This is a genomic window from Pedobacter psychrotolerans, from assembly GCF_004340665.1.
GTDB lineage: Bacteria > Bacteroidota > Bacteroidia > Sphingobacteriales > Sphingobacteriaceae > Pedobacter > Pedobacter psychrotolerans.
In genome coordinates this window covers 646,376-663,067 of the sequence record NZ_SLWO01000001.1, presented here as the reverse complement: position 1 = coordinate 663,067, position 16,692 = coordinate 646,376, and the positions used below count along the sequence as shown (strand labels likewise).

13 protein-coding genes are annotated in these 16,692 nt (G+C 39.6%); 8 read left to right on the top strand and 5 right to left on the bottom strand.

Annotated features, from left to right (window positions below; all coding sequences use genetic code 11):
- Window positions 1-32 precede the first annotated feature (32 nt).
- The 4 genes from EV200_RS02915 (at window position 33) to EV200_RS02900 (ending at window position 3,849) form a co-directional block, all read left to right on the top strand.
- Complete coding sequence (locus tag EV200_RS02915; protein ID WP_229676697.1) at window positions 33-662, top strand: GDSL-type esterase/lipase family protein; 630 nt, start codon at window positions 33-35, stop codon at window positions 660-662.
- 61 nt (window positions 663-723) lie between these two features.
- On the top strand, window positions 724-1,452 hold the full coding sequence (locus EV200_RS02910) for an esterase family protein (protein ID WP_132529301.1): 729 nt from the start codon (window positions 724-726) through the stop codon (window positions 1,450-1,452).
- 132 nt (window positions 1,453-1,584) lie between these two features.
- Window positions 1,585-3,003 carry an inorganic phosphate transporter gene (locus tag EV200_RS02905; RefSeq protein WP_132529300.1) on the top strand — a complete coding sequence of 473 codons (1,419 nt, stop codon included), beginning with the start codon at window positions 1,585-1,587 and terminating at the stop codon, window positions 3,001-3,003.
- Between the two features lie 24 nt (window positions 3,004-3,027).
- On the top strand, window positions 3,028-3,849 hold the full coding sequence (locus tag EV200_RS02900; protein WP_132529299.1) for a universal stress protein: 822 nt from the start codon (window positions 3,028-3,030) through the stop codon (window positions 3,847-3,849).
- Window positions 3,850-3,905: 56 nt separating this feature from the next.
- Here the strand turns inward: EV200_RS02900 and EV200_RS02895 are convergent, their stop codons facing one another.
- Window positions 3,906-4,643, bottom strand: a complete 738-nt coding sequence (locus tag EV200_RS02895) for an SDR family oxidoreductase (RefSeq protein WP_132529298.1) — start codon at window positions 4,641-4,643, stop codon at window positions 3,906-3,908.
- A 77-nt stretch (window positions 4,644-4,720) separates the two neighbouring features.
- On the bottom strand, window positions 4,721-5,290 hold the full coding sequence (locus tag EV200_RS02890) for a Crp/Fnr family transcriptional regulator (protein WP_132529297.1): 570 nt from the start codon (window positions 5,288-5,290) through the stop codon (window positions 4,721-4,723).
- A gap of 173 nt (window positions 5,291-5,463) precedes the next feature.
- On the opposite strand from EV200_RS02890, the gene EV200_RS02885 reads away from it, so the two are divergent.
- Both EV200_RS02885 and EV200_RS02880 read left to right on the top strand, forming a co-directional pair.
- On the top strand, window positions 5,464-6,066 hold the full coding sequence (locus tag EV200_RS02885) for a Crp/Fnr family transcriptional regulator (protein WP_132529296.1): 603 nt from the start codon (window positions 5,464-5,466) through the stop codon (window positions 6,064-6,066).
- A gap of 90 nt (window positions 6,067-6,156) precedes the next feature.
- Complete coding sequence (locus EV200_RS02880; protein ID WP_132529295.1) at window positions 6,157-6,963, top strand: sterol desaturase family protein; 807 nt, start codon at window positions 6,157-6,159, stop codon at window positions 6,961-6,963.
- A 378-nt stretch (window positions 6,964-7,341) separates the two neighbouring features.
- Here EV200_RS02880 and EV200_RS02875 read toward each other — a convergent pair whose 3' ends face one another.
- The 3 genes from EV200_RS02875 to EV200_RS02865 form a co-directional block, all read right to left on the bottom strand.
- On the bottom strand, window positions 7,342-10,878 hold the full coding sequence (locus tag EV200_RS02875; RefSeq protein WP_132529294.1) for a chemotaxis protein CheB: 3,537 nt from the start codon (window positions 10,876-10,878) through the stop codon (window positions 7,342-7,344).
- 457 nt (window positions 10,879-11,335) lie between these two features.
- Window positions 11,336-11,770 carry a VOC family protein gene (locus tag EV200_RS02870; RefSeq protein WP_132529293.1) on the bottom strand — a complete coding sequence of 145 codons (435 nt, stop codon included), beginning with the start codon at window positions 11,768-11,770 and terminating at the stop codon, window positions 11,336-11,338.
- A 249-nt stretch (window positions 11,771-12,019) separates the two neighbouring features.
- Complete coding sequence (locus EV200_RS02865; RefSeq protein ID WP_132529292.1) at window positions 12,020-14,461, bottom strand: glycoside hydrolase family 31 protein; 2,442 nt, start codon at window positions 14,459-14,461, stop codon at window positions 12,020-12,022.
- 307 nt (window positions 14,462-14,768) lie between these two features.
- On the opposite strand from EV200_RS02865, the gene EV200_RS02860 reads away from it, so the two are divergent.
- Window positions 14,769-15,569 carry an alpha/beta fold hydrolase gene (locus tag EV200_RS02860; RefSeq protein ID WP_132529291.1) on the top strand — a complete coding sequence of 267 codons (801 nt, stop codon included), beginning with the start codon at window positions 14,769-14,771 and terminating at the stop codon, window positions 15,567-15,569.
- A complete protein-coding gene (locus EV200_RS02855) occupies window positions 15,559-16,680 on the top strand; it encodes a sensor histidine kinase (RefSeq protein ID WP_132529290.1) in 1,122 nt (373 codons plus the stop codon). The genes EV200_RS02860 and EV200_RS02855 overlap by 11 nt, the downstream gene beginning before the upstream one ends.
- Window positions 16,681-16,692: the final 12 nt, after the last annotated feature.

Below are 16,692 nucleotides of genomic sequence, written 5' to 3'. Positions count from 1 at the left end.
GATGACGTGTGGATTGATTAAAATTTAACATTTTGATCATACAAATCGATGATATAACTTTTATATTCACAGGTATGTATTGGTATGAAGATGAAGTGAAGGGCCTAGAACAAGTTTCTCCAGATAAAAGAATTAATTACTCTTCCATATTTTATGGAAGTTCATCTATTCGCCTCTGGCAAAGCCTTCAAAATGATTTTCCTGAAAAAAGAGTTGTTAACCTTGGATTTGGAGGTTCAACATTAGCGGCATGCGCCTGGTTCTTTGATCGGATTATGAAGGGCTATCAGCCTGATGAACTGATCTTTTATGCGGGCGACAATGATTTGGGGGATGGACGAAACCCTGAAGAGATATTTTTGTTTTTTCTTCAGCTGATGGCAAAAGCTGATGAACACTTTGGTCCCATCCCCTGTTATTTCATCTCGCTAAAACCTAGCCTTTCCAGGTGGCACATGGCCGAACAGTTTAAGTATACCAATAACCTGATCGAGAATGAAATTATTAAACGGAATGGGAACTGGCATTTCGTAGATGTATTTAAGAAAATGCTGGATAAAACTGGAAATCCAGATCCAATTTATTATGATCATGACGGACTTCATTTGAGCAAGGCAGGGTATGATTTGTGGCAAATGATTATTCGGGAAAAATTAGGATAATCATGATCATTTGTTAATGTTGAAATAACACCGCTAATGTAATTTTCACAAACAATCAGACATGCATAGGGAATATCACAAATGGTACAGTAAACACCTGGAGCGCGACATGGAACTCCTGGTTTTCGGGCATGCGGGCAGGGCGGTATTAATGTTCCCGACCAGAATGGCCAGATTTTACGACTATGAAAACTGGGGAATTGTGAATTCATTATCTGACAAGATTGAAAGAGGCGAACTGCAGCTTTTTTGTGTGGATAGCGTAGATGCAGAGAGTTTCTATAATCAGTCAGTCTTTCCATCAGTACGTATAGCGAGGCACCTGCAATATGAAAGATACCTGTTGGATGAGGTACTTCCGCTCATGTACCAAAAAGGCACCTCTAACTGGATCGAAACGGTTGGCTTTAGTATGGGCGCCTATCATGCCATCAACCTTTCCTTAAAATATCCGCAGCTTTTTAAAAAGACCGTAGGCATTAGTGGCCGGTATGATCTTACCCAATCTCCAAATCCGTTTACCGATTTGATGGGCGGCTTTCGTGATGAACTCGTTTATTTCAATATGCCGGAGCAATACCTGCCAAACCTTCAGGATGTTAATCTTATTGCCAGCTTAAAGTCCATGGAAATCATTCTGGCAGTTGGAGAAACCGATCCCTTTTTTGAAAGCAATAATAGGTTAAGCCAGCTGCTTTGGGAAAAAGGCATTACCAATCAGCTATATAAATGGGATAATGATGCGCACCGCCCGCATTACTGGCGAAGAATGGCACCACTCTACATCTAATAAACTACATGGCAAGCGCTTAACGCTAAAGATAGCGCAATACAACAATTATTTAACATTGAGGATATATACACATCACTTCTATTGTGGTACTTTGATGCTGTTGCCTACCCTTAATCTTTACTTTATTATATGTCTTCTTTAAGCGTTATACTTCCCTTCGTGGGCGATACCCATTTAAGCACTCCTTTGTTATTGATATTCCTGTTATGTTTGCTGGCTGTTGTAGCCTTTGAGTTTGTTAACGGATTTCATGATACCGCCAATGCAGTGGCTACCGTAATTTATACGAAGGCATTAAAACCAGTTATTGCCATTCCCTGGTCGGGATTCTGGAATTTCATGGGCGTTTTTACCGGAGGGATTGCAGTTGCCATGGGGATTCTTAAACTCGTTCCGCTCGATGCCCTCATGAACTTACCCATTGGCGTGGGTGCCTGCATGGTACTTGCTGTATTACTAGCCTCAATCGCATGGAATTTAGGTACCTGGTACCTGGGCATTCCTTGTTCCAGTTCACATACCATGATCGGAGCCATGATTGGTGCCGGATTGGCTTTTACCTGGTACTACGGCGGTGCGGGTGTAAACTGGGGAAAGGCAGAAGAGATTGGTTTATCACTCATCTTATCGCCCATTATCGGTTTTGGTTTGGCCATACTGCTGATGTATTTCCTCAAACATGTAATTAAATACCACGCCTTATTTCATATTCCTCAGGGTGAAAATGACAGACCTCCTATGTTAATCAGAGGTTTGCTGATTATGACCTGCACATTGGTTAGTTTCTTTCACGGCAGTAATGATGGCCAAAAAGGAGTTGGCCTTTTAATGCTTATCCTCATTGCCTTTTTACCTGCTAAATTTGCTGTGAACCATCATATTGCCAAAGAAAAAGTACTGACCGAACTCAACAGCAGTGAAGTGCTGCTAAAAAAGATTGCGGTATTAAATCACAATGAGGGGATCAATATGGCAGAATTTATCAAGCGAACCAATCAAACCAAAATCCATCTTGCTAAAAAAAATGAGACCGATAAAGAAAACACCTATCAATTCAGGAAGCAGATTGAGGGCGTAATTGAAATGATGGGTAAAGTAGAAGCAAATCAGCACATTAAGATGAACGTTTCAGACAAGAAACAACTTTCGGAAATCAAGGGTGAGCTTTCAAAACTGGTTGATTTTGCGCCGCTTTGGGTAATCTTAACCATTTCCATTTCATTAGGATTGGGTACCATGATTGGTTGGAAACGGATTGTAGTGACCATAGGCGAAAAAATTGGCAATGAACACCTCAATTATGCACAGGGGGCTACTTCTGAAATTGTAGCAGCCTCAACTATTGGCCTGAGTACAGCATTTGGCCTTCCCGTAAGTACAACGCATGTATTGTCCAGCGGTATTGCCGGTGCCATGGTTGCTTCAGGCGGTAGGAATAATTTAAATAATAATACCTTAAAAAGTATTGGTTTGGCCTGGGTACTCACCCTGCCCGTATCAATTGTTCTGGCTATATTGCTTTTCATGCTGTTCCACTTATTTATATAGTTTCAAACCTTAAATTACATCAAAATGAAACAGATACTGGTTGCCACAGATTTTTCAAAAAGTGCTGCAAATGCATTTGCTTATGCACTGGCAATGGCCAAAGTGTTGCAAATGGAAGTGGCTGCAATTCATGCCATCCACCCTACAGAAGGGATCAATAACAGCACCTATAATGCCATTTTCATTGAATCTTACTATCAGAATAAAAAAACGGCACTTGAGCAATGGGCAAATAACATTCGCGAAGAACAACAGCTGGAGCACATCAAGATTTCTACATCCTGCGATGTTGGCTTTTTAAAGACAGTAATTACTGAATACACCAAGACTAACCCGGTTGAATTACTGATTATGGGCATTACCGGAGCAACCGGAATAAGTGGCATTGTGGGCAGTAACGCGAGCATGGTAGTTACCAAGATGCGCATTCCAACTTTAATTGTTCCGCTGGAAAGTAATTTCCCTGCAAGTCCAATCATAACGCTGGCTACAGATTATGAAACTAAGCTTTCTCAAAAAGATGTATTGGCATTGGTGGAAATGCTGAAGGCTTCCGGCTCACAAAAAATGCAGGTATTATATGTTGCAGAAAACTCCGACCAACAGCATATTGAAACCGGTGAAAAAAGTATCCGGGAACTTTTACCCGGTACACAAATCGAATTTAATTACATCAAACACAATAGCGCACCCAACGGGATTATGGATTTTATTGAACAAAACCATACCGATATTCTCTGCCTGGTTAAACATCACCATAACATTATTTACCGCCTGTTTACCAGCAGCACGGTAAATCAGGTAATCAATAAAACCGTGAAGGCTATTTTGGTGCTCCATGAATAAATTTTAGTCACCGGATAATACATCCGATGACTAAAAAATTTGTTATTCACAGATAACTACCATGGACTAATGCCTGTTTCATCTTCTATATCATTACTATAGAACTGGCCCGAAAGCGCACCATCATCAGTCAAAGTATGTTTGATAATAAACGAGGCCGCACTTTCTACCGTACCTGGGCCACTATGATGGTTAAAGTCCGTGGCGGTATAACCCGGATCAATCACATTCACTTTGAAAGGAAGGTCTTTCAATTCATAGGCCAGCACAATGGTATAAGCATTTAGCGCAGCTTTTGACGTTCCATACGCAGCTGTTTTAACCTGGTAGTATTTCCACGATGGATCACTATGAAGCGTTAAAGATCCAAGTCCCGAAGTAATGTTGCTGATTCTCGGACTCTCAGATTTTTTTAGTAAATCCAGAAAGGCCTGTGTCACACTGATCACCCCGAAAAAATTGGTATCGAACACTTCCTGAATGTGATTTACTGGTGTATCAACAGCCATTTGAGGGCTATTACCAAGAATACCTGCGTTATTAATCAGGATATCGAGTTTCCCTTGTTCTTTTTCTATGCTATCTTTCGCTGCGGATATTGATTCAGGCTGAGTGACGTCAATTGCTATCGCTTTGATGTTTTTAAACCCCTGCTTCAGAAGATCAGCCACAATGGCTTCACCTTTTTCCAGATTACGGCTGCCTAAATACACAAATAATCCTTTTTCCGATAGTTGTTTTGCAACTTCCAGGCCAATGCTTCTGTTGGCCCCTGTTATAAGTACTGATTTCATTTTCTATTGGTTTTAATTGATGATGTAAAGTTGCATCATCAGATCGGAGAATCATTTGCCATTTGGCAAAAAGCGTTTTACCGGATATTTTTTCTGATTCTGCTCAACGAAGATTGTGTAACACCCAGATAAGAAGCAATATATGAAAGCGGAATCCGGTTAACTACCGTAGGGTAAATTTCCATAAATTTCAGGTAGCGTGTAGTGGCATCTTCCGTTACCAGCGGACTTCTTCGCTCTACTTTTTGCATCAGAGCCCTCGAAATGATTTTATGCACTATAGTTTCAAAGCCAACAATAGTTTGCAACAGTTCCTGCCAGTCTTTTTTAGAGAATACGATTAAGGTACAATCGGTAACCGCTTGCACATAGGCACTTGAACAAATCTCCAGATCAAAACTTTCGAGGTCTACCACCAGATTATTTTCTTCAATGAAATATTTCGTAATCTCTTCACCTTTATTACTGTAATAGCATACCCTCACAATTCCTTCTACTACGAAACCTACCTGCCTGGCAATTTTTCCGGCTTCTGAAAAGTATGCGTTATTAGGAAGCTGCATTTCAACAGCCTTGCTGGATATAAAATCCATCTGCTGCTGATTGAGATTCCCAAACCTCAGCATAAATTCAAATAATTCTTTCATGCAGGTAAGTTAGGCAAAGTAAGCCATGGAGCATTTGCCATTTGGCAAAAAATTATCATTCAAGAAAGCACATTTGCTAACCGCTCAAAATATTTATGAAGGGCAATAATTTTGCAGGCATGCCTGGTTATTTCTAATTTAGCAATTGCTCATGGGCATTTGTTATTTTTAATATGGGAACATCAATTGATACTTTACAGGAATTATTGTTTGATTTAGCGGGTGTGTTACCAGCCGATACAGCACCATTATTTGCCATGACTACTCCGGTATTGCTGGAAACGAATGAAGCCTACATCCGCGAAGAAGAAAACAGCCGACGACTGGCTTTTATTGAACAAGGCGTCATTCGGGCATATACCATTAAGGAAAATGGTGATGAAGCCACACTTCTCCTCCGTTGGGAAGGCCAGTTTATCGCTTCACATGATACCATTATCAACCGCCAACCTTCCCGGTTTATTTACAGGGCACTGGAACCTGTAAAGTTGTTGCAGATAGATTATGATGTTTTGGAAGAGATTCTGAAAACCCACCCGGAATACGAACCACTCCGTAACTTTTTCCTGATGAAAATGCTGGCAGAATCTTTAAAAATGCTGGAATCTTTTGTTACACAATCGCCTGAAGAGCGTTACCGCGAGCTCCTGGCTGAACGGTTTGACCTGGTAAACCGGGTGCCTGATAAATACATTGCTTCCATGCTTGGTATTACGCCTGTATCTTTGAGCCGAATCCGAAAAAGAATGCATACAAAAGGGAAAACATCAACATAAATTATCCTTTGTTAAGCTGCTAAATTATCTTTTGTTAACGCCGCCAAACTCATCTGCTTTATACTTTTGGAGTATAAAAATGATATAGATATGGAAAAGATAATAGAAGCCACCATTAATATTTTTAGTCTTTCGGCTATCCGATATTTTATACTTGCAGGAATTCCTTTTGCAATGTTTTATCTGCTGATGCCTTCAAAACTTGGCAAATTTAAGATTCAGCAAAAGCTTGCCACTAAAAAAGATTTCGCCCGGGAAGTATGGCATTCCATGCAAAGCACACTGATATTTTCAATCATCGCCGTTGGCTTAGCTTTCACACCTTTGCGTCAATACACCAGAATTTATGATCACATTAATGATTTCCCAATTTGGTACATTGGCGTTGCAATCGTACTGAGTTTGATTATCCACGATACTTATTTTTACTGGATGCACCGTTTATTACACCATAAGAAATTGTTCAAATTTACCCATCTGGTTCACCACAAAAGCACCAATCCTTCACCTTGGACATCATATAGTTTTCATATCCTGGAAGCCATTACTGAAGGCTTGGTGTTGGTGCCCATAGTTATCCTACTGCCAATGCACCCTTTAACCATATTGCTCTTTACCGTAACAGGTTTTATAATCAATGTGTATGGACATCTTGGCTATGAAATTATGCCCAAATCGTTCCGCTATACCTGGGCATTTGAGGTGCTGAATACTTCAGTACACCATAACCTGCACCATAGTAAATTTAAAGGAAACTATGGATTGTATTTCAGAATCTGGGACCGGGTGCTGGGCACTGAACATCCTGATTATGTGAAAGAATATGACCGCTTGCAGGATCAGCGCTTTGGCCATACGTCGCAGAAAGAAGAAGATAAAAAGGCTCAGGCAGCATAAAAAATGGCCCCTATCCGCCTAGCGGCACCTTTCCCCTGGAAGGGAAAGGGCGTGTAACAGGGTCTCTCGAAACTAAACCACATCGTGAAATTAATACTCCCCTCCCTTTTTCAAGGAGCGGTGCCCGTAGGGCGGGGTGGTTAAACTTCGTAAGTTGTAAATTAACTTACGAAGTTTCAAAGGCCAGGAGGGTGGTAGAACTTCGTCAGTTTGATCGGGAACCCCTATCCGCCTAGCGGCACCTTTCCCTTGGAAGAGAAAGGGCGTGTAATAGGGTCTCTCGAAACCAAACCACATCGTGAATTTATACACCCCTTCTTTTTTCAAGGAGCGGTGCCCGTAAGGTGATGGTTAAAAACAATGGTCTCTAAACAGTTATTAATTAGAAAGAGGCAAACTGAAGTAAAATGTAGCGCCCTTGCCTACTTCACTATCTACCCAAACCCTTCCATTATGCCGCTGAACGATTTCTGAAGATAAGTAAAGTCCCAAACCAAAGCCAGAAACCGTCTGGTTATGAACACTTTCTATCCGATAAAAACGATCGAACAGTTTTTTCTGGTCTTTTGGATTTATTCCCGTTCCCTCATCTTTTACGCTGATCTGTGCCGAGCCATTTAATTCCTGGCATGCCACTTTTATCGTTCCTCCTTTAGGAGAATATTTTATAGCATTGCTCAAAAAGTTATTAATCACTTGTCCAATTTTATCCCGATCTGCATTAATGGTTAATTCATGACAATATTCTAGCAAAATAACGTGACTGGTAGTGATCATGGCAATTTCTTCCACCACTTCATTTAATAGCAGATCCATCTTAAAATCCTGCAAGTTTAAATAGATTTTGCCAGCCCCAAAACTTGATGCATTTAAAAAGCCATTAATCAGGACATTCATTTTCTTAATCTGGATCAGCGTCTTATTCAGACTATTGATGTTTTGCTCATCCTTTACATTATTTGCCCTGGCCACTAACATCTGTATATGCGCCTGAATTAAGGTAATAGGAGTTCTAAGTTCGTGGCTCACCATCGCAATAAAATCATTCTTTCTAATCTCATCCTGTTTGTGTGTGGTAATCTCAAATAGCACACCTGTAAAATAATTTGGCTTGTCATCCATATCATATGAAAGATCACCAACTCCCCTTACCCACCTCAGTTTACCATCATGAAGGCCAGTTATGGGATATTCCACATCGTATTTTTTGCCGGTTGAAATGTTTGATTCCACGGCATCTTTTACCAGCGTTTGGTATTCCTGATCAATTTGTTTAACAGCTGCATCATAACTCATCAGTTCCGTAGAATGAAAACCAAATAGCTGCTTTAGCCTCGGTGATGGAACAAATTCTCGGGTTTTAAGGTTAATTGACCATGTTCCCATAGCGGCTGAATCAATTGCAATACCCAGCATTTTATTACTGTTATTCAGTTCCAGCTGTATTTTTTTTAATTCAGTAATATCATTAAAAGTAATAATCGCACCAGTACTTTTATTATCCGACTGCTGGATGTAGGGCATCGTCATGATCTGATACCATTTTCCGTTATTGGTTTCAATTTCTTTGGTAATTACACTTCCATCTTCCAGTACTTTTTTAATATCATCAATAATGGTTTCAAATTTAATATTGGTAGAGATATTGCTAAGTGGCCTTCCAATATCTGTTTCCAACAGGTTGATCTGCTTAACCGTACCTGGTGAAAATTTCATTAAACGCAATTCCTTGTCGATGAATAACTGTCCATTGATATTACTCCTGAAATAATTATTTAATTCATCATTAATTTCCAGCAACTCCCTGTTTTTCAACTGGTAATCTGAATTAATGGTATGAAGTTCTTCATTAACAGATTGCATTTCCTCATTGGTACTTTGCATTTCTTCATTTGCAGAAATTAATTCTTCATTGAATGATTGCAGATTCTCATCCGAAGCTTCGAGCTTTTCTTCAGTTGCTTTAAGCCGATCTTTGAGTTCTTTTAATTCATCTTCTAAATTAACAACGTACTGATCTAAATATATTTTTTCATCAAATACAGTATTTAGCGGTACGGGATTATTGGATTTATCTTCCGTAAAGGTGACCAATAGCAGGTTTTCTTCACCTTTTAAGATAAAAGGGCTTACAGACAAATTTACTTTAATAAACTTTTGGCCAAGATTGGTTTCAATTCCATTTATAGTAATTTTTTCATCTGTTTTCAGCACCTTCCTACTTAAGGTATTAAAGGCAATGGCAAGTGCCTTTGGTAACAACTCAGAAAGATTGGAACTGAAATGTTTATGCAGCAGATACTTAGAAGTATCACCATAAGATTTTATCACCTGATGGTTAGCATTAACGCAAACGGCAAGGTAATCCAGGTTTTCGGCCAGGTTTTCATGCATGGCTTCTGCAAAAGTGTGATTTATGGCAGCTGGTGTATTTTCATGTACAGAGGGGGCGGGTTTAGATTTGGCATCTAAATAATCTGGCATAGAAAAAGCATCGAAGGTAACGGCACGTTTAGTTTCCAGATTTCTGTAAATTTTCCATTTCTTATCAATCACCTCCAGGTTTTTGATGATCGGGATTGGGTTTTCACTAGAACCTAAAAACAAGTGGCCATGCTTTTTAAGGCCAAAAAGCATCATAGAAAATATTCTTTTCTGCAAAACCGGCGACATGTAAATCAACAGGTTCCGACAGGTGATGAGGTGCATATTGCAGTAAGGCGGATTTTTCACCAAATCATGTTGGGCAAAGATCAACATCTTACGTATGATAGGATTTACCTTATAATTTTCGCCTTCTCTCTGGAAATACTTTTCAAGCAGTTCAGCCGGTATATCTTTAGAAATATTCTCAGGATAAATGGCTTTGCCAGCATGAGCGAGTGCTGCAGTATCAATATCAGTCGCAAAGATTTTTACCACCGTATTGGATAGCTTATCTTTCAACTGTTCAGCAATGAGTATGGCTATAGAATAAGCTTCCTCACCTGTAGCACATCCGGCTACCCAGATCTTTAATTCCTCACCAGCATTTAAATTTTCAAGGATGTTTGGAAGCACCTTATTTTTAATCACTTCAAACGCATTCTTATCCCTGAAGAAGGAAGTAACACTAATGAGGAATTCTTTGGTCAGCGCTTCAATCTCTTTCGGGTTAGTTTTCAAAAAACTCAGATACTCACCGAGCGTTTTAAAATTACTATGTAAAGCTTTTCTTTTGGTTCGTCTTAATATGGTTGGTAATTTATAATCTGTAAAATCAAGGGGTGAATTTTGCCTGATCAGCTCTATTATTGCCGCAAGGTTCTTATCATCATCTCCCTGATCATGAGGCAAATTATTTTCGTTTTTCACATAATCTTCTATCGTCTCGGGCATTTCCTTTGGTTCCATTACAAAATCAACTAAACCCGTTGCGATGGCATGAAAGGGCATGCTGCCAAATTCAGAAGTTTCCGGATCACGTGCTATTACCATACCACCCGCCTTTTTAATTGCTTTAACACCTTCCGTACCATCCGAACCCAAACCAGATAGGATAACACCAATGGCCTTCTGACCATAATCTACTGCAAGCGAATCAAAGAAAGTATTAATGGTTAAATGAGGACTTCTAACTTTTTTCTTATCGGTTAAGTATAACTTATTGTGCTGTATAGTCATAAACTTATCACTTGGAATCAGATAGACCTGATTACACTGAACACTCATCCCATCTTCAGCTTGTTCAACAATAAGCTTACTATGTTTTGCCAGCAATTCCACCATCCTGCTTTTGAAATCAGGAGATAAATGCTGTACAATAACGTAAGAAACGCCATCTAACGGGGTATGATCAAAAAAAGAATTAATCTCTTCCATACCACCTGCAGAGGCACCAATGGCTATAATATGGTGTGGTTTGACAATTGACATAGATTTATAAAAAAGGAGTAAAATTCCATTAATAGCATAAGGCTATAAAGGAAAGCAAGAAAAGAAGTAAAGCTTAATACTGGAGATCGCCCCCATCCCTTCCAAACTTTACAGAAAATGTATCTTTTTAAATATAGTCATAATAAACCCGGTAATAGATGTTTATATAAAGGTCGGGTATATTTACAAGGACGATATCTAAAAAAGGGTATAAACCTCCTGTTAATAATACTACAGGCAATTAGGTATTTTTACCCCTATCCGCCTATCGGCACCTTTCCCCTTGAAGAGAAAGACTATGAAAAAAAACATTTCTCGAAACTCACCCATATCGTAAAATTATACTCCTCTCCTTTTTTCAAGTAGGTGCCTGAAAGGCGGGGTGGTTAAAAACTAATTTATCAACTAGCTGGTCCCTCATCATGATATAACATACGAATATTTAACCTCATAACCTTTACAAATTCGGATCAAAATCTACCGTCCATTGAACGCCAAATTTATCGGTAAGCATACCAAAGTAAGTGCCCCAGGAACTATCTTCAATCGGCATATCTATTTTCCCATCGGCTGAAAGCCCTGTAAATAAATGGTCAGCTTCTTCTTTACTTTCAGCACTAATGGCAATGTGAAAATTATCTCCGAAAGTAAATTTTCGACCTTCATGTTCCAGCATCGCGTCAGAACCCAGCAGCATATTATTTTTTCCGAGAGGCAAAGCGATATACATGATTTTATCTAGGTATGGTTCAGGTATTGCATATTCCGCAGCTGGTGCCAAATCTTTATAACGAACCAACTTGATAAATTCTCCACCAAGTACTGATTTATAAAAGTTAAATGCTTCTTCGGTATTTCCTGTGAAATGTAAATAAGGATTAAATAGCGCCATAATTTTATTTTTAGGACATTAGAGATGAGATCAGTCTTATCTTCTTCAGTATCAATTATGGTTAGTTAGGAATGGGCAAAACGACTGCTCATTTCAAATATAAGCACAAATCATCAACTTTCACCCGCTGCTTGTTCTCTTACTTAATAGTTATATCACATACCTGGAAGTAAATAAAATAGCCACAGAAATCAAAAATAGATTCCTGCGGCTATTAATCAGAACGGTCACTAAATCAGCCCGATTGTTCTAAAATTTCACTTCTATTTTTTTGCCCGTATAGGTTACATTTTTCTTTGCACCTGATGGCAATAAAATGGCAAATTTTCTATTTTGAAGCATGCCTTTATAACTACCTTTCCGATTGGCAATTGTTAGTTTTTTGGCGGCATCGTTCCAGTTAAATTCAATTTCCGTGTAGGCACCCTTTTCATAATTATAGTTATCCAGCTCATCCTCATACAATATGAAAGAACCATTTGCACCAGGATATACTTTAACCTCAAGGTTATCCCATTTTTGTTGGGTAGCATATTGTACTTTTGGACCCATTGGTATAATTGCACCGGCCTTAATATAAAGTGGAATTATATCAATAGTTGTCTTTTTGATAAGCTCCTGGCCACCTTTCAACTGTTCATTCGTCCAGAAGTCGTACCATAACGTACCAGCCGGAAGATAGACCTTTGATGATTTTTCAGCAGTAAAATCTATCGCAGCTTTCTGATCACTTTCTTTACCTTCTTTTTTATTCCAACCGCTGTTTTCATTCACCTTCACAATCGTTTCTGGCGTGTATTGGGCTTTAACAACTGGTGCCACCAGGATAGACTGACCAAACATGTATTCATTGTTAATATCCCAAACTTTTTTATCGTCTACAAAATCCATAAAAAGGGCACGCATAAAAGTAGATTGCTTTGCCGTAACTGCCCAAGAAGTAGAATAGATATAGGGCAAAAGTGTGTAACGGAGGTTGATAAATTTATCAATGGCATCATAAATCGGCTCACCCTTTTTTCCAAACTGATAAATTTCTCTTGGCACATCTGTTCCGTGCGAGCGCATCATCGGATTAAACGTACCAAACTGAAGCCACCTCACGTACAGTTCCTGATATAATGGATTTTTGCTGCCCGAGCCATCACCCCAGGCTTTATTATATGCGCCAGCGAAAAAACCACCAATATCAGAGTTCCAGTGTGGTATGCCGGTAAGCGAAAAATTTAATCCGGCAGGGATCTGCTTACGGAAGGTATCCCAGCTAGAACCTGTATCTCCAGACCAGGTATTGGCACCGTAACGTTGCTGCCCCGCAAAGGCAGATCTTGTTAAAATAAACACCCTTTTATCTGATGTAGTTTTACGCTGGTGATCATACACACCGCCCACGGCCATAAGTGGGTAAGCATTACGCACTTTACGAAACGAACCGAGATAGGTTTTGGTATCGTAATCAGCTGGTTTAATCTGCAAGTGATCAGGCTCAGTAGAATCCATCCACCATCCATCTATCCCTTTGGCAAGCAGGCCATTATTGGCATATTTCCAATAAATATCACGGGCCTCAGGATTGTAGGCATCATACACCCTCACGCCAGAAGGATAATCCAAATTCGGAGGCCATTTCTCTGAACCCGATTCTGGCCAGGTTTTAATGTTGTAAAGCATGCCTTTTTTATCCAATTCCTGGTACGGCTTGGTTTGCAGACCAAAGGAAGACCAGATGGAAATAATCAGGTGTGCATTTTGTGCATGTACATCATCAGCCATTTTTTTCCCATCAGGAAAATCTACATTCAGGAAGTCCATAGCATTCCACAGATAGTTATTTCCCCAATATTGCCAATCCTGAATAATGCCATCAAGAGGTACATTCAGTTCGCGATACATTTTCACTACATTTAATAATTCCTGCTGGCTTTTATATCGCTCCTTACTTTGCCAAAAACCATATGTCCATAAAGGGAACATTGGCACCTTCCCGGTAAGTGTCCGCATGTCGGCGATAACACCATCGGCATTGCCGCCATACATAAAATAATAATCTACACCATCCCCTACCTGCGATTTAAAGGACGTTTCATCAGCATCATCCTGAAATTCAGTTGGAGAATAATTATCCCAAAACAGGCCATAACCTTTTACCGATTGAAAAAAGGGCACGGCATCTTCTACATTCCCCTGTTCGAGCTTATATTTCTGATTTCTTTGATTCAGGTCTCCACGTTGATGTTGCCCAAGTCCATAAATTGGCTCTTCTTTGTCTAAAGTAAATGCCTGATAAACATGATAACTATCTGCGCCCGTATCATTGAATGAAGTAAACTTTGTTCCCTTATTTTTTTCTTTGAGTAACCCTTTACCTGAAACTGAAGAAAATTCAACATTTCCGGTTACAAGATCCAACCTGACATTTATTTTTTCTGTTTTTAACAGCACCGTGCTGCCCGTTTGTTGTGTGGTGAAAATGGTTTTAGCTGGAGATAAGGTTACCGAAAGGCTTTCCTTTAAAAACGGTTTTCCTTCAGGGAATTTGATCACCCGAACAATGGATGGTGTATAAAATTGCAACTCTACTTCATTACCATTGGCAATGGCTTTTATTCCCAGCTTAGTTTTTTGAAATGGCTGCGCAAATGTATTCAGAGTGGATACAGCAAGCACAAACATTAAACAGATTCGTTTCATAATGGATTTATATTGGCTACGGGTTTTAAATTTCTGTTAAAAGATCGCAATATTGATGCGATATAACAATTTCAACGAGCTAAATTAGATGAAATAAATTGCCATTGTATGCACTGATGTTGAAACAAATGTCTCATATGTTGAAGGGTGAGTGTTTAAATTGCACTAATGTAGGTTTACATAAATTGGCTTTGGATATTCATCCCAATTAAATTGTTGCTGGTGCAATGCCTGAGTTCTACGTCTTAAATCCAGATATATTATAAGCACAATAATCCATATCTTTGCGCAAACATCCCATTTGTTAATGAGTATCATAAAGAGAAATAACGTAACCATTAGAGGAACAGGCGATCAGGTGATGATGTTTGCCCACGGTTTTGGGTGCGATCAGCACATGTGGCGTTACATCGTTCCTGCTTTTGAAGATGATTATAAGGTAGTTATGTTCGACCATGTGGGTGCTGGAAATTCTGATCTTTCTGCCTACAATTATGAAAAGTATGATCATTTGGATGGCTATGCGGCAGACATCGTAGAGATCGCAACAGCGCTCCAACTTCAGGACATTATTTTTGTAGGACACTCCGTAAGCGCTATTATAGGGCTCATGGCTGCAGAAATTGCACCAAAAATATTTAAGAGCCTTATCCTGGTAGCGCCCTCTCCATGTTACATCAATGACGAGGGTTATACGGGCGGATTTAAAAAAGATGAAATAGATGAGTTACTGGAATCTCTTAACAGTAATCATTTAGGTTGGTCTATGGCGATGGGACCAGTGATTATGGGCAATTCAGACCGGAAGGAATTAGCCGAAGAATTATCTAACAGTTTCTGCAAAACAGATCCAGAGATTGCTAAACATTTTGCCCGCACCACATTTTTAACAGATAAACGACACATATTACCTCACGTTAAATTACCATCGTTGATTCTGCAATGCAGCAACGATGTAATTGCTCCGATTGAGGTAGGTGAATACATGCACCAAAATATGCCCAACAGCACACTGGTGATCATGAATGCCACTGGCCACTGCCCAAATCTAAGTGCCCCGGATGAAACCACGGCAGCCATTAAAGCTTTTTTATTAAATGAACAGTAAAACACCATCATCTATCTCACCTTTAGCTGAAGATTTTGAGGATTTTTTCGACAATTCAATATGTGGCTTTATCATTACGGATGCGGCGAGTAATATCCAACGAATTAACAAAACGGCTGCGGAATGGTTGAATGGTTCGCCAGATGAATTTCGGGACAAGCGTTTTTCAGATCTTCTGGCGGTGGGTGGTAAAATTTACTTTGAAACACATCTTTGGCCGCTACTACGCATGCAAGGTCATTTTGATGAAGTTACGGTAGAGTTAGCTGATACTGGCAACGGAAAAATGCCAATATACCTGAATGGTTTAGAACGAAAAACAGATACCGAACAGCCGGTTTTTATGCGGTTTGTACTGTTTCGCGCAACAGATCGTCGCCTGTATGAGCAAAATCTGCAAAAGGCTAAACAGGTGGCAGAAAACGAACTGTCTGGAGAGAAACAAAATGCAGTGATTCGTGAGCAATTTATAGCCGTACTTGGTCATGATTTACGCAATCCGCTTGGAGCAATCATGAGTGCAGCTCAAATGCTGGCCCGTACAGCATTGGCCAAAAATGAAGAAAGACTGGTAAAAGTTCTTCACACCAGTTCTAAAAGGATGCATGAAATGATTGACAACATTATGGATTTTGCACGTGGACGTCTCGGTAGTGGGATTACCATTAATCCGGAAACTGTAAATCTGGGTGATTTGCTGAAAGAAGTAGCCGAAGAACTGAAACTGGCCTGGCCGGAAAGAATCATTGAATTCGACTTTGACATTGAGGTGGGCGTAAATTGTGATCGTGGAAGGATAGCCCAGCTAACTTCTAACCTACTCGCCAACGCACTTACCCATGGTTCAAAAGATGCACCTGTTTTACTAAAGGCAGTCGCGAATGATTCATATTGGGAAATCTCCATTTCCAACCAGGGAAAACCTATTCCAGAACATTCATTTGCAAATTTGTTTCACCCATTTCATAGACAAAATGCACACTCCAGTCAGAATGGATTGGGGCTAGGCCTTTATATTGCTTCTGAAATTGCGAAAGCCCATCACGGGCAAATTACAGTGCTCTCTAATGAACAAATAACCTCATTTACCTTCAAGGTAATAGTGGATTAAATGATGGGGAAC

What these genes read in the sequence shown, in the direction of transcription:
- EV200_RS02910 (WP_132529301.1), top strand. Translation starts at nt 724, where the DNA reads ATGCATAGGGAATATCACAAATGGTACAGTAAACACCTGGAGCGCGAC.
- EV200_RS02860 (WP_132529291.1), top strand. Translation starts at nt 14,769, where the DNA reads ATGAGTATCATAAAGAGAAATAACGTAACCATTAGAGGAACAGGCGAT.
- EV200_RS02895 (WP_132529298.1), bottom strand. Translation starts at nt 4,643, where the DNA reads ATGAAATCAGTACTTATAACAGGGGCCAACAGAAGCATTGGCCTGGAA.
- EV200_RS02880 (WP_132529295.1), top strand. Translation starts at nt 6,157, where the DNA reads ATGGAAAAGATAATAGAAGCCACCATTAATATTTTTAGTCTTTCGGCT.
- EV200_RS02905 (WP_132529300.1), top strand. Translation starts at nt 1,585, where the DNA reads ATGTCTTCTTTAAGCGTTATACTTCCCTTCGTGGGCGATACCCATTTA.
- EV200_RS02900 (WP_132529299.1), top strand. Translation starts at nt 3,028, where the DNA reads ATGAAACAGATACTGGTTGCCACAGATTTTTCAAAAAGTGCTGCAAAT.
- EV200_RS02865 (WP_132529292.1), bottom strand. Translation starts at nt 14,461, where the DNA reads ATGAAACGAATCTGTTTAATGTTTGTGCTTGCTGTATCCACTCTGAAT.
- EV200_RS02885 (WP_132529296.1), top strand. Translation starts at nt 5,464, where the DNA reads ATGGGAACATCAATTGATACTTTACAGGAATTATTGTTTGATTTAGCG.
- EV200_RS02875 (WP_132529294.1), bottom strand. Translation starts at nt 10,878, where the DNA reads ATGTCAATTGTCAAACCACACCATATTATAGCCATTGGTGCCTCTGCA.
- EV200_RS02855 (WP_132529290.1), top strand. Translation starts at nt 15,559, where the DNA reads ATGAACAGTAAAACACCATCATCTATCTCACCTTTAGCTGAAGATTTT.
- EV200_RS02870 (WP_132529293.1), bottom strand. Translation starts at nt 11,770, where the DNA reads ATGGCGCTATTTAATCCTTATTTACATTTCACAGGAAATACCGAAGAA.
- EV200_RS02890 (WP_132529297.1), bottom strand. Translation starts at nt 5,290, where the DNA reads ATGAAAGAATTATTTGAATTTATGCTGAGGTTTGGGAATCTCAATCAG.